This is a genomic window from Corynebacterium guangdongense, from assembly GCF_030408915.1.
GTDB lineage: Bacteria > Actinomycetota > Actinomycetes > Mycobacteriales > Mycobacteriaceae > Corynebacterium > Corynebacterium guangdongense.
On record NZ_CP047654.1, the window covers coordinates 349110 to 362627 of the forward strand.

6 protein-coding genes are annotated in these 13518 nt (G+C 68.6%); 3 read left to right on the forward strand and 3 right to left on the reverse strand.

Translation table 11 applies throughout. From position 1 onward, the window contains the following. Window positions 1–384: 384 nt before the first annotated feature. Window positions 385–4521, forward strand: a complete 4137-nt coding sequence (locus tag CGUA_RS01735; RefSeq protein WP_290197107.1) for a hypothetical protein — start codon at window positions 385–387, stop codon at window positions 4519–4521. Window positions 4522–4524: 3 nt separating this feature from the next. Here the strand turns inward: CGUA_RS01735 and CGUA_RS01740 are convergent, their stop codons facing one another. Next, a complete protein-coding gene (locus CGUA_RS01740) occupies window positions 4525–5226 on the reverse strand; it encodes a hypothetical protein (protein WP_290197108.1) in 702 nt (233 codons plus the stop codon). 225 nt (window positions 5227–5451) lie between these two features. Further along, window positions 5452–8016, reverse strand: a complete 2565-nt coding sequence (locus CGUA_RS01745; protein WP_290197110.1) for an ABC transporter permease — start codon at window positions 8014–8016, stop codon at window positions 5452–5454. 362 nt (window positions 8017–8378) lie between these two features. On the opposite strand from CGUA_RS01745, the gene CGUA_RS01750 reads away from it, so the two are divergent. Together CGUA_RS01750 and CGUA_RS01755 are read left to right on the forward strand one after the other, a co-directional pair. Further along, window positions 8379–10616 carry a cytochrome P450 gene (locus tag CGUA_RS01750; RefSeq protein ID WP_290197113.1) on the forward strand — a complete coding sequence of 746 codons (2238 nt, stop codon included), beginning with the start codon at window positions 8379–8381 and terminating at the stop codon, window positions 10614–10616. Between the two features lie 76 nt (window positions 10617–10692). Next, window positions 10693–11274 (forward strand): TetR/AcrR family transcriptional regulator, encoded by a 582-nt coding sequence (locus tag CGUA_RS01755; RefSeq protein WP_290197115.1) that lies wholly within the window; start codon window positions 10693–10695, stop codon window positions 11272–11274. Here CGUA_RS01755 and CGUA_RS01760 read toward each other — a convergent pair. Further along, window positions 11271–13517: a cytochrome P450 gene (locus CGUA_RS01760; protein ID WP_290197116.1), complete on the reverse strand. Its 2247-nt coding sequence runs from the start codon at window positions 13515–13517 to the stop codon at window positions 11271–11273. The two genes, CGUA_RS01755 and CGUA_RS01760, sit on opposite strands and share 4 nt — an antisense overlap. Window position 13518: the final 1 nt, after the last annotated feature.

Below are 13518 nucleotides of genomic sequence, written 5' to 3' on the forward strand. Positions count from 1 at the left end.
GAAGGGCTTCCCCAAATCCGGGGGTGGAGAATATCCCGTCTTAAATACGGCGTTGCGCCAGCCACTTATTCCGTTTCCGCGGGTAAATCTGCTGATCAGGAGGGGTCCCGGGCGGTTCGTGACAATTCCGCCGTCCCGCCGGTATGGGCTGGTGGGCGCTAGGCTGGGCATGAATGTCACCCCACCTTGCAAAAGTCACACCATTTTGGGTTTCCGTGTCCGGGTGGGGTGGGTCGCCGGCCGGCCGACGAACCCGGCCCTCCCCCGGGCGGTCGCGGTGGCGGGATCGCCACCGCTGCGGGCGACGTTCCGTCTCGCTGGCAAACGCCGTAGGATGCTGATGTCTGGTAATCACCGCAGCAATCAAGGAGACATCGCGGCAACATGGCTGGTAAACGGCGTAACGAAGAAGAAAATCTCATCGAGGCCGTCGCCTACGCAGACACCGCCCACGACAAACTCCGGGCTGCGGAGGAGGTGTTGGCCCAGCGCATCGACGCGGTCGAGGGGGAGACCGTCAGCCTCGTCGAGCTGGAACTCATCGATGAGGAGATCAAGTGGATCGACCTCCAGGTCGGTCACGCCCTGACCGGAACGAGCGTCGAGGAGCTCCTTGCCGCCCACCCGCGGATGGTGCTGGCCTCCCTGGCCGGCGCCGCCATGCGCGCCGACACCGACGCCACCTTCTGGGCCGACTGGCTGCGCCGGACCGGCATCACGGATCCGGACTTTGACACCGACAAGGTCGACCGGCAGATTCCGGCGATGATGCGGGCCGCCCGCCTCAAGGCCTACGGCGTCGCCGACACCGCCGACAGCAACGTCAACCAGATCCGCCTGCACGTGGGCATCACCGCCTCCGGCATGCAGGCGCTGGTGGAGGCCTACCTGGACGAGGAGGTCAGCGCGACCCGCCTGGCCCTGGCCATCCAGAAGGACGAGACCGCGCCGTGGACGCTGCGCGAGTTCCTTCGTCTGGAACCGACGCTGGCCGCGTACCTCATCACGAGCGTCACCGAGTTCATCGACTACACCCTCGACACCCCGGACTGGTACGCCGCCGAGCGCCGGGACGTCTTCGAGGGCCACGCCGACCTGCCCTCGCTGATGTTCGCCGAGCTCGTCCACGTCCTGGCCCACCGCGACGAATATGGCCGCGAGGGCACCCCGACCGAGCGCGTCTTCACCCGTCCCCGCATCTGGCTGGACGACGCCCTGGGCACCGTCCACCTGCGCCTCACCCTCCCCACCGGCGAGCACGAGGCCGACTGGGTCCTGTCCTCGCCCTCGGGCGTGCGTCGGGTCCGCCAGGCCGCCGACGAGACGACGGTCGACCAGCCCGCCCACGACGTCGCGCTCCAGGAATCCGCGCCCGCGTTCACGGTGTCGCTGCCCGCCCACGGCCGTGAATGGGACATGGATCTGTTCCACCCGGACAAGCCGGTCATCTTCTTCAACGTCGACACCGGCCGCCGCGTCGGCCGCATCCGCCGACTGCGCGCCACCGAGGTCCTGGCCGTGGCCCCGGCCCAGACCACCTTCACCGGCGATGACGGCGTGCCCGTGCACGACCCGGCCCAGGCCACGGAGCTGCGCTCCTGGGCGGGATGGCAGATGTACCGGCTGGATTTGTCGTCGACAAGCTCCGTCGACGTCGCTTTCGACCAGATCTCCACCAGGCTCAACGTCCAGCTTGACCGCCGATCCAAGATGCGCTTCGGCACCTCCGACCCGATCCCGGGCATGGTCGGACCCGACGGGCGCCCCGTCTTCGGCTCTTCGCCGACCATCACCGTCCCCGCCAGCGAGACCGGCGAGTGGACCCGTCGCATCTTCTTCATCGACGGGGAGGAGCGCCAGGACGTCTTCGGCGTGCCGCTGATCTGCGAGATCGGCGCCACCACCCCGATCTTCGGCGACTCCTCCGACGTGTGGATCGGCCGCTTCGACGTGCATGTCTTCCACAACGGGCGGTTCGTCGCCAGCCGCATCTACAACATGGCCGAGTCCATGGCCGTGACCTTCGAGTACGAGGCCTCCTACCCGCTGGACTTCCGCTACCCGGAGGCCACCCCCACCGCCGCCGGCCTGACGGTCGCGCACTACCAGCTCAACTATGTCGGCGAGAAGGACTTCGAGGTCTCCGACGAGTGGGGCGAACTGGATTCGGACCATCTCACCTCCCCCGAGGTCCTCGAATCTGGCGAAGGCTACACCCTCGAGCCGATCATCGTGCCCCAGCGCCTCACTTTCCGCATCGACCGCGTCGACCGCGCCGGCACCTGGCGCAGTTTCCCCGAGGCCATCGACACCGACGTCCTCGACCCCGACGGCGACGTCGTCATCCGCCTCCCGGAGAAGGCCAACTCCGCCGAGCTCACCCTCGTAGACCTGGGCCGACCCCAGGAGGGCGGCCGTACCGTCGCGCTCGACCCCGTCGACGGGCGGACCTTCCGGGCCGCCATCTCCGCGCTCGCCCGGTTCTACCACGGCGCCGAGACCGTCATGCTCAGTCTGACGTGGAACTCCGACGCCATGCTCGCCGAGGTCTCCACCAAACGCTCCCGCACCCGGGCCGCCAAGAAGGGCAGGACCGCCAACCTCGGCCTGCTCACCCGCCAGCCCCTGCTGGTCTCCGCGGCGGTCGAGGACGGCGTCCTGACCCTGGAGCCCGCCCAGACCGCCGCCCGCTTCCACGTCTGGGCTTGGCCGCTGTCCGACCTCTCCGGCGACCCGGTCGAACTCGACGTCGACCCGGTGACCTACACCGCCGAACTGCCCCCCGAGCTTGCCGACGCCGACGCACTGGTCATCGACGCCGCCGAGACCGGATTCGTCCTCGACCCCGTCGCACCGACCGTGCCCTCGGCCCGTGCCCTCCTCGTCGGCGCCGCCGAGGAGAAGGACGTCGACCTTGAGCAGGCCTGGGCGGGGGAGAACCTGCTGGCCGCGCTCAACCACCCCAGCGCCGCGGCCCGCTCCGCACTGCAGGAACACCCCCGCGCCGCGCTCTGCGCCCTGAGCGAGAGCCCGCTGGGCAAGGAAAGGCGCGTCGCCGCGTTCATCAGCTCCGGTCTCGTGGCCAGGCCCTTCACCGCGGCTCCCGACGCCGACACCGACACCGACACCGACACCGACCCGCAGTTCTGGGCCAGCGCCCTCGCCGACGTCAGCGACCTGCTGACCCTGGCCGCCGCCGGCGCCGCCGACTCGGCCGAGGCCACCGCAAAGCTGACCCACCTGCGCCAGCTCGGTGGCCCGGGCCTCGTCGACACCCTGCGCTCCGGCTGGGCCGTCGGCGACACCTTCGCCTCCATCAACAAGGCCGAACGCGCCTTCCTCGACATGTACGAGGGCGCCCTGCTCAACGGCGTCCCGCCCGTGCCGCAGCCCTGGGCCTCGGAGAACCGCCGCCGTCAGGCGCTCACCGAGCTCTACTCCCGCCGCCACCTCATCGCCCACCTCGGGGTCGTCCCGGGGCTGGTCGAGCAGGTCATCCGCCTGGAGAACCGCGTCCTCAAGAACGCCCAGACCACGGTGCTGGCCATGCAGGCCACCCAGCGCTCCGAGGCCCAGGACCAGGGCGATCCGATGACCGAACCTTGGGCCTGGGTGCCCTACATCAGCACCACCCTGTCCTTCCTCGCGCGCCAGCGCGCCCACGACGTCATCGGCCCCATCCGCGGCGGCGACGCCGTGTTCCACGCCTGGGCGAAGCTGGCCGCCGTCGTCCCGCAGCTGACCATCACCGACATCCTGCTTGCCGACGCCACCGTCGCCAGCACCCGCCACAACGTCGTCCCCGAGATCGCCGTAGAACCGGCCCCGGTGGTCGCCGTGAGCACGCCGGCCCCGCCGACTCCGGTGGCGGAGGAACCCGAGGTGCAGACTCCCGTCGAGCCGGAGCCGGAGGTGGAGGCTGAGGTCGAGCCGGAGCCTGAGGTAGAGCCGGAGGTCCACGCTCCCGCCCCTGCCCCCTCCTTCGAGGAGCTTGCCGCCGCCGTCATCGCTGATCCGGAGTTCGTCGAAGAACCTGAAGCGGAGGCCGCGCCGAAGCCGAAGACTGAGCCGACGCCAGTCGTCGAGAAGCCCGTGAAGGTTGAACCGGAGAAGACGGTGTCGGCGCCAGCCCCGGCGAAGGAAGTGCCGGCGGCGAAGTCGCCGGAACCACGCGTCGAGAAGCCTGCGGAACCAGCCGAAGAAGCGGTGCCGATCTCGCCGACGCAGGCACGCAACCGCGCGGTCATCGACATCCACCGCGCGCTGATCGGGGCGATCTCCTCGTTCGTCGGTGCCGCATTGCCCGAGGACGCGACACCGGAGGAGCTCATGCTGCGCGCCGGGTTCGTCGGGGACATCGTCGGCAGGATTCGGGCGTACCCGCTCAACGTCGACAAGGATTCCAGGGCGGACCTGGCCGAACTGCTCAAGCAGGCCGAGGTCCATGCGAAGACCACCGGGTCGACCGCGAAGCTGGAGGCCTTCCTCAAGGAGGAGCTGCAGGTGCTCAAGGAGCAGTAGGGATCAGATGTCCTGGGTGTCGCGGACTAGCACCGAGAAAATCGGCTGGCCGGGTTCCCCATTGCGAACGTAGGTGGGCTCCTCCGGCATGGGCAGCCACACGTTTCCACTGGCCCATGCCCCGGGGCTCAGCGTGGCGAGGTTGAGGTAGCTGTCGTCCCCGTCGCAGTCGAGGCAAGGCTCCTCGGTCCGGTCGGCAGCGCCCAGGGGGTCCCGAGCCGCGGCGGTCGACCACCGTTCCTCCCGGAATGGGCCCGGAAAATCCGGGTCGGCGTCGTCGGGCATGGTCACGAAGAAGTTCAGGACCGCATGGGGTGTCTGGTCCCCGGTGCCGTTCTCGCAGGTCATTAATGACGGAGTCTCCATGAGGGTGAGGACCATGCACGAGCTGCTGGCCGGGTCGGTGTCCGAGCACGGCACAATCAGGGAATCACCGACCTGCAGGGTTACCGGTGATTCAGGGGTGGCGAATTTAAAGGTGCCCTCCTCATGCGGTTCACTCCCCGTGAGAAAATCGACGACGGCGTCCGTGGCGCGGGTCCGCGCGGTGTTGAACTCCAGGGGAGGGGCCGCCTCGATGACCGCGGTACCGGCCGCGACGACGCCGAGCGCAACGAGCAGCCGGCGGCCCCACGGTTTCCGCGGTTCCGGAGTGATATACGGCTCGTGGTTCCCGTAGTACGTGGTGGTGGTGTGTTTGCTCACTGAAGACCCCCGTCTCGTCAGTTTGGCCGTCTCCGCCAGGTTGAACTCTAGGGGGACTTCGTGTGTGGCGCAGGGCGGGGGACGCTAACCGCTTACGCGTTCACGGCTTCCGGCGCTTCCGGCCCGGATGCGTAAGCACTTAGCGTTCCGTTTGGGCACAACCACTGCCAATGAGGCGGAAAACGCTCGTGTGTCGGCGTCATTGGCAATGGTTATGCCCACGCCCTACTCCACCGCGGCCAGCGGTTCGACCCGGGCGGCGCGCCGGGCCGGGGCGATCCCGGAGAGCGTGCCCACCAGCGCCGCGCCGACGGCGATGGCGAGCAGCTGCAGCCAGGGGACTTCGACCTCGGTGATGCCGACGTCGGACATGGAGCGGGACAGGACCGCGCCAACGCCGGTTCCGAGGGCCGTCCCGAGCACCGCGCCGAACAGCGTGATCTGGGCGGATTCCGCCAGGATCATGCGCCGGACCTGGCCGCGCTGCATGCCGACTGCGCGCAGGGAGCCGATCTCGCGGGTGCGCTCGATGATCGACAGCGCCAGGGTGTTGGCCACGCCGAGGATGGCGATGATCACCGAGAGCGCGAGCAGGGCGTAGACGATGGCGAGGAGCTGCTGCGCCTGGGAAACGCTGCTCTGGATGAACTCCTGGCGGTCCATGGTCTGCAGGACGCCGTAGGTGTTGACTAGGTCGACGACCTCCGCGTGGACATCGTCTTTACCGCCGGTGCCCTCTCCGGCGTAGGACAGGTGGACACGGTCGAGGAACCACATCGACTTGTCGGGAAGCAGCTGCTCGGCGACGGGGGCGGTGACCGACACGGACAGCCCGGCGGCGTTGTCGGTCAGCACGGCCAGCACCGGCGCCGCCACGGAGACGCCCGCGTCCGGGATGGCCACGGTGAGTTCGTCCCCGACGGACCAGCCCCGGCTCTCGGCGGTGGTCTGGTCGATGACGACGCCGGTCTCGGTGGCGGGGTCGGCGACGGCGCCGTCGACGTAGGACAGGCTGAACATGGTGCGCGGGTCGCTGGTCAGGACGGGGGTGAGCCCGCCACCGAGACCTGCGGAGGCGGTGCGGCCGTCGACGGTCAGCGGCACCTTGGCCATGGGGAAGACCTCCTCGACGCCGTCGATCGCCCGCAGTTCGTCGACGAGTTGGAGGGGGATGCTCTGGCTGGAGATCATGCTCGTGGAGATCACCCCGTCACCCCGGTACTCGTCCTGGACCGCGCCGTAGATGGACTGCGTCATCGAGGCGCCGAGGACGGTGACCGCGCTGACCAGGCTGACGCCGAGGGTTAGGGCGAAGATGGTGCCTGCCGTGCGGTTGGGGTTGCGGCTGAGGCTGCTCTCGGCCAGGCGCAGGACCGGCCCACCCGCCCGGGAGGTCGAGAACACCCGCCGGGACGCGCCCGCCAGCAGGCCCAGCACGCCGACGAGCAGCAGCACCGCCCCGAGCCCGGTGAGGATCATTCGGGGGGTGGTGGCCCAGTCCCCGAGAGCGGCCGCGGCGACCAGCGCCGCGGCCCCCGGGGCCGCCAGCAGGGCGCCGGCGATGGTCCGGGCACGTACCGGTGTCCCGGTCTGCGCCTCCCCGCCGCGCATCGCCTGCACAGGGTGGGTGCGCCCGGCGCGAAGGGCGGGGACGTAGGCGCTGACGAGGGTGACCAGCACGCCGATGAGGATCGGGAAGCCGACGGAGGCCTGCGTCAGGGCGAGGCCGTTGTCCGGGAAACCGAACCCGGCGGCGTCCATGGCCCACCGGATGAGACGCACCAGCCCGAGGCCGGCGCCGATTCCGATGGTGGAGCCGATCAGCCCGGTGAACAGGGCCTCCACCAGCACCGACCCGGTGAGCTGGCGTCGCGACATGCCGATGGCCCGCAGCAGGGCGAAGTCGCGGGTGCGCTGGCCGACGGTCATGGAGAAGGTGTTGGCGATTATGAACGTGCCCACCAGCAGGGCGATGAGTCCGAAGGCGCCGAGGATGTAGGTGAAGAAGGCCAGCTGCTCTTTGATCTCGCCGTTCTGCTCTTCGGCGGCCTCCTGGCCCGTCTGCACTCGGGTTCCGTCGAGCAGGGCGGCGACCTCGTCACGCAGCTGCGGCGGGGAGGTGGAGTCGGTTCCCCGGACGTTTATGGCGAAGTAGCCGCCGCCGCGGTCGAAGTTCTCGCGGTAGTAGTCCCGGGTCACGGCGATTCCGGCCCAGCCGCCGGTGGAGATGGGGAAGTTGCTCAGACCCACGATCTCCATCTCCGTGCGGCCCATCGTGTCGATGACGGTGACGGTGTCGCCGACCCCGATGCCGGCGGATTCGGCGGCGCTGTCGTTGAGCACGGCTTCGCCGTGGGCGCCCGGGGCGCGACCCTCCACGACGGTGGCGGGGGCGGTCAGCGCCTGCTCGGGCGGCAGGTAGCTCATCAGCCAGGCGCCGGCCCCGCCCGTCTGGAGAGGATCCCCGTCCGGGGCGAGGATGGCGACGCCGGTGAAATAATCGCCGATCGCCTTGTCGACGCCCGCGAGGTCCCGAACCGCGGCCAGATCCGCGTCCGTCAGGGGACGGTTGTCTCCTGCGGTGACGACGACGTCGATGCCCCGGTACGCGGTCTCGGTGATGTCGGTGAACGCCTTGTTCAGCGAGGCGCTGAGCAGGAACCCGCCGGCGACGAAGGCGGTGCCGAGGACGACGGCCAGGACGGACAGGGCCAGTCGGGCGGCGTGGGCGCGGACGGCCCGCCAGGACAGGCGGATCAGCGTGTGCAGGGAATGGAGCGACGACGTCATTTCTGCCCGGGACCCGCCGTCGAACCGTGGGGCCTGCGACGTTCGCCTGCCCCGGTTTCCGGCAGGGGTGCTGCGGGGGTCATGGAACTCCTTGGTGATGTGGCGGGACTGCCGCGTGCGGGAAGCACGTGTCAACGCCCGGGATCGCGGCGAAGGAAAAGTCCGTGCCGCCGCAACCCGGGGGTGGGGCAGGGTGCTCCTGAATCTTAGTCGCCGGGTGGAGCCGGCAGTCATCAAGCTGCACCCCCGGCGCTGGTCGCGGCCGGAAATGTGGGGCGGATCTCACCAGCTACTAGACACATGTCTAGTAGGCGTGGTTGAATCATTCGCACAGTGATCGGCAACCCCCAAGGAGTCCCACCATGACCACCGTCACTAGCGGAAAGTGCCCCTTCGCCCACGGTTTCGACGCCATGGGCGACGACTACTACGCAGACCCCGCTGCGCACTTCGCGTCCGTGCGCGACGAGACCCCCACCTTCTTCTACCCGCACCTCAACGCCTGGATCGTCACCAGGCGCGAGGACGCGCTGAGGGTTCTGGCCGACTGGAAGAAGTTCTCCTCGGCCGCGAACTCGGCGCTCATCCCGGTGCCGGAGGAGCACCGGCACATCATCTCCCCGGAGCTGATGTCACGCGTTCTCGTCGGTTCGGATCCGGAAGGCCACACGGTGGCGCGTGGCGTCGCCCAGCTGGGGTTCCTCCAGGACGACATGGATGCGCTGGAGCCGGAGATCGAGGCCCGGGCGCACCGCATCATCGACGGTTTCGAAAACAACGGCCAGGGCAACCTGCTCGAGGACTACTGCCTGGAGCTGACCACGCAGACCCTGCTGGCGCACATGGGGCTGGGCTACGAGTACGCGGACTTCATCAAGCAGCTGCGTGACGATTTCTTCCAGATCCTCGCCTCCGCGCAGGAGCCCTTCGAGGAGCCCCTGCGCGGCCAGGTCTGGGCCCGTTACATCGAGTCGAATCTCCGGCTCCGCGAGATCATCGAATCCCGTCGTGAATCCGACGCCCGCGACCTGATCTCCATCATGGCCTCCCAGAAGAACACCGACGGCGACTACGTTCTCGGCGCCGACCAGATCGCCATCCATCTGACGGAGTTCGCCGCCGCCGGCACCGACACCACCGCCCAGGCCATGGTGAACGCGATTCTCTTCCTGGACCAGAACCCGGAGGCCAGGGAGGACGCGCTGTACGAGCCGGAGCTGTGGGCCCGGGTCTTCGAGGAGACCGTCCGCCGCCGCCCCTCGTCCACCTTCGCCTCGCGCCAGTCGATGATCGACATCGAGCTCTCCGGCGCCCAGATCAGGAAGGGGGACATGGTCTGGATCGCGCTGGCCTCGGTCAACACCGATCCGGGCTACGTGGAGAACCCCTTCGATTTCGACATTCACCGCCCGGACCCGCAGGACCATCTGGCCTTCTCCACCGGTCGGCACAAGTGCCTGGGCAACCCGCTCGCGCGCGTGCAGGGCGCCGCCGGCCTCAAGGTGCTGTACGAGCGCCTGCCCTCGATCACGGTCGACGATCCGGACGCCCTCGACTTCGTCCGCTTCGCCCTGCTCCCGGCACGGCGCTCCTTCTGGGTGCGGTGGGATCTCGCCGACGTCGAGGCGTCGAAGAAGTCCGTCGTGCGCACGATGTCCCTGAGGATCGCTTCTCGACGCGAGGAATCCGACGGCGTCGTTTCACTCACCCTCGTTCACCCCGACGGCGGCGAGCTGCCCAGGTGGAAGCCGGGCGCCCACATCGACCTGCACATTCCTGTCGCCGGGGAGGACGTCGTCCGGCAGTACTCGCTGTCGGGGGATCCGGAGGATCGCTCCTCCTACCGCATCGGCGTTCTCCGCGAGGAGGCCGGCCGGGGCGGCTCCCGCGCCGTCCACGACACTCTCCGGGAAGGTGACGCCGTCACCGTCTCCTGGCCCCGCAACAATTTCCGTTTCGCCGACGCCGGCGCCTACCTCTTCATCGCCGGCGGCATCGGCATCACCCCGATTCTCCCGATGGTCCGCCAGGCGCAGGCCGCCGGCAAGCCGTGGAAACTCGTCTACGGCGGCCGCTCGCTGTCGTCGATGGCCTTCCTCGAGGAAGTCGCACCCTACGGCGACCGGGTCGACCTGGTCCCGCAGGACGAACTCGGACACATCGATCTCGCCGCGCTGCTGGGGCAGGCCCGGGAGAACACCCTCATCTACTGCTGCGGCCCGGAGTCACTGCTCAACGCCGTCGAGCAGGGCAGCGGCCACTGGGCGAAGAACTCGCTGCGGCTGGAGCGTTTCGCCCCGAAGGAGATCGTGCGCGACTACGCGGACGCCGCCTTCGAGGTCGAATTCGCCGATTCCGAGGTGACCGTCACCGTCGGGGCGGAGGAAACCATCCTCGACGCGGCCGCCCGCGCGGGCCTGCCGGTCATCTCCTCCTGCAAGGAGGGGACGTGCGGCACCTGCGAGACCCCGGTCCTCTCCGGCGACGTCGACCACCGGGACTCCATCCTCACCCCGGACGAGCAGGCCGCCAACGACACCATGATGATCTGCGTCTCGCGCGCGGCGCAGGGCTGCCCCAAGCTGGTGCTGCAGCGGTAGCGGTCGGCGTCGGCAAGCATCCTCCACCCCCTGCGGCTCAGGCCGCGGGGGTTTCGCCGTGGAAGGACACCCTAGGATGAAGAACATGCACAAAGCCCAGCGTGATCCGGAGAAGACGCGTCAGTCATTCATCGACGCGGCATTCGAGCTTTTCGCGGAGAAAGGTTATCCGGGCACGAGCATGAACCAGATCGCCGTCCGGGGCGGCGGTTCCCGAGCTAATCTCTACCTGCATTTCCACGGCAAGGCGGAGATCGTCCTGGCCTACATGTACGGCATCGAGAAGCGGCTGGGGGCGCCCTTCCTCGAGCTGTTCGCGACCCAGCCGCACGATGCGGAGAGCATTAGTCGGTGGCTCCAGACGATCAAGGACCTGTGGATCGAGAAGCGCACCGTGTTCATGGCCATCGAGATGGCGATGACGGAGAACGAGGAGGTTGCGGGGGCCTGGCTGGACATCATGCACAGCATCGCGGACTCCATCCCGGAACTGGAGGGGGACAAGCAGCTCAAGCAGAATTTCATCGCGCTGTGGATGGGGCTGGACCGTAATTTCTACTTCCTGTACGGACGCCAACGCCTCGAGAACGAGGAGTTCGTTCTCGAGGCGTTGACCCGGCAGTGGTTGGCGCTGTTTCAGCCGGACGCGCTCAGCTAGCGGTCGAGCACCAGCCTGGGGCAGCCCTGGGCCGCGCGCGAGACGCAGATCATCATGGTGTCGTTGGCCGCCTGCTCGTCCGGGGTGAGGATGGAGTCCCGGTGGTCCGCCTCCCCGGAGATCAGCCGGGTCTCGCAGGTGCCGCAGGTGCCGGTGCGGCAGGAGGAGATCGTCGTCAAGCCCGCCTTCTCGGCGGCGTCGAGGATGGTTTCCTCCGCCCCGACGGTGACGGTCACCTCGGAATCGGCGAATTCGACCTCGAAGGCGGCGTCCGCGTAGTCGCGCACGATCTCCTTCGGGGTGAAACGCTCGAGGCGCAGGCTGTTGGCCGGCCAGTGCGCGGCGTTGGCTTCGGCGGCGTCGAGAAGCCCGGCCGGACCGCAGGCGTAGATTAGCACATCGTCCTGCACCCGCTCCAGGATTCCCGGCAGATCGATGTGGCCGAGTTCGTCCTGCGGGATCAGCTCCACGTTCTCACCGTACGGCGCCAGCTCCTGGCGGAAGGCCATGCTGCCCCGGGTGCGGCCACCGTAGACGAGTTTCCACGGCTTGCCGGCGGCCTGCGCCTGCCGGACCATCGGGAGAATCGGGGTGATGCCGATGCCGCCGGCGATGAAGAGGTAGGCGCCGGCGTCGGCGAAACGGAAATTGTTGCGGGGCCAGGAGACGGTGATCGTGTCGCCCTCGTGGACGCGGTCGTGGACGGCGACGGAACCGCCCTTGCCGTCGGCTTCGCGCAGCACGCCGACGCGGTAGGTCTGGCGATCCTCCGGGTCCCCCGACAGGGAGTACTGCCGGACGATGTCCTCGCCGTTGGCGTCCTTGCCCGGCAGGTGCAGGTCGATGTGGGCGCCCGGCTTCCACCTGGGCAGCTCGCCGCCGTCCGGATGCGCAAGCGTCAGGGACACCACGCCGTCGGATTCGACGGTGCGCCTGGCGACGGTGAGGTTCAACGTCCGGATGGACTGCTTCGAGGTGCGCTCCACGTCGGCGACGTCCCATGACACGGGCAGGGAGCGGCGGGCGGGAAGGAGGGCGAACTTGACGAAGTCGACTGCCTCCGGGTCATCGACCCGCAGGGAGGGAAGGCGCTCGAAAAGGACCCGCAGCCCGGCCGGGGCCTGGACCTTGGCCAGGGGGTTGCCGAGGCACTTGTGGCGACCGGTCGAAAAGCTCAGGTGCTCGTCCAGGTTCGGGCGGTGGATGTCGAAGTCGAGCGGCCTGGCGAAGAAGCTTTCGTCGGTGTTGGCCGAGGTCAGCGAGATGAGAACGCGGTCGCCGGCCTTGATCGGCACCCCCGAGATCTCAGTGTCCACCTTCGCCAGGCGGCCGGTGAAGGTCGAGGAGTTGCGACGACGGATCGTCTCGATGAACACGCGCGGCCACAGCTCAGGCTCCGCCAGCGCCTCCTCCCGGGCTTCCGGGTTGGCCTGCAGGAAGATGATGGCGTTGGCCATGGCCTGGGCGGTGGTGTCGGTGCCGGCGGCGGCGAACTCGGTGAGGTGAAGCGCAATCTCGTCGGCTCCGAGCGCCCAGGACCCGTCCGGGTTCTTCTGCGAGGCCATGATGGAGATCAGGTCCCGGTCGGCGGACTCGCGGCGCTGCTCGACAAGCTCGCGCAGAAGCAGGTTGGACTCGATGTAGCGGTTCCACACCTGGCTGCGCAGCGGCTCCTCGAAAGGTTCGTGCGCGGAGGACAGCACCATGAAGAAATCGTCGCGCAGCTGCTTGATGAAGTCCGCGTACTCGTAGCCCAGCCCCATGTGCGCCAGCAGGGTCTGCGTGGTCAGTTCCAGGCAGTAGGCGCCGATGAGCTCGGCCCGGCCGTCGTTTTCGAAGGTGTCGATGATCCGGTGCGCGCGGGCCTCGATCTCCGGTGCGAGCGCGTCCATGTCCTCGGCGAGGAAGCCCATCTGCGACACGGCGCGATGGCGGGTGTGCCCGTCCGGATCGGAACCCAGCAGCATCGTCTGCATCAGTTCCGGGGAAATGACGTGGCGGTGCTCCGCCGGGATCTCGATTTCCGCCGAGTTCGCGGTGGAGGAGTACCTCTGCCAGTCCGACAGGACCTCGAGGGCGTCCTCGCGGCGGGTGACGATCCAGGCGTTCATGTGCTCGTAGAAGAACACCGGGTGCTCATCGGAGAAGGGCTTCAGGTACTTGGCGGGGTCGACGTAGTAGGGATCGGCCATGGCGTCGAAGCCGTGGGCGACCGGGCACTTTCCGGTGGTGGCGGTGGTCATG

Coding starts and splice junctions, on each gene's coding strand:
- CGUA_RS01735 (WP_290197107.1), top strand. CDS start 385: ATGGCTGGTAAACGGCGTAACGAAGAAGAAAATCTCATCGAGGCCGTC.
- CGUA_RS01745 (WP_290197110.1), bottom strand. CDS start 8,016: ATGACGTCGTCGCTCCATTCCCTGCACACGCTGATCCGCCTGTCCTGG.
- CGUA_RS01750 (WP_290197113.1), top strand. CDS start 8,379: ATGACCACCGTCACTAGCGGAAAGTGCCCCTTCGCCCACGGTTTCGAC.
- CGUA_RS01755 (WP_290197115.1), top strand. CDS start 10,693: ATGAAGAACATGCACAAAGCCCAGCGTGATCCGGAGAAGACGCGTCAG.
- CGUA_RS01760 (WP_290197116.1), bottom strand. CDS start 13,517: ATGACCACCGCCACCACCGGAAAGTGCCCGGTCGCCCACGGCTTCGAC.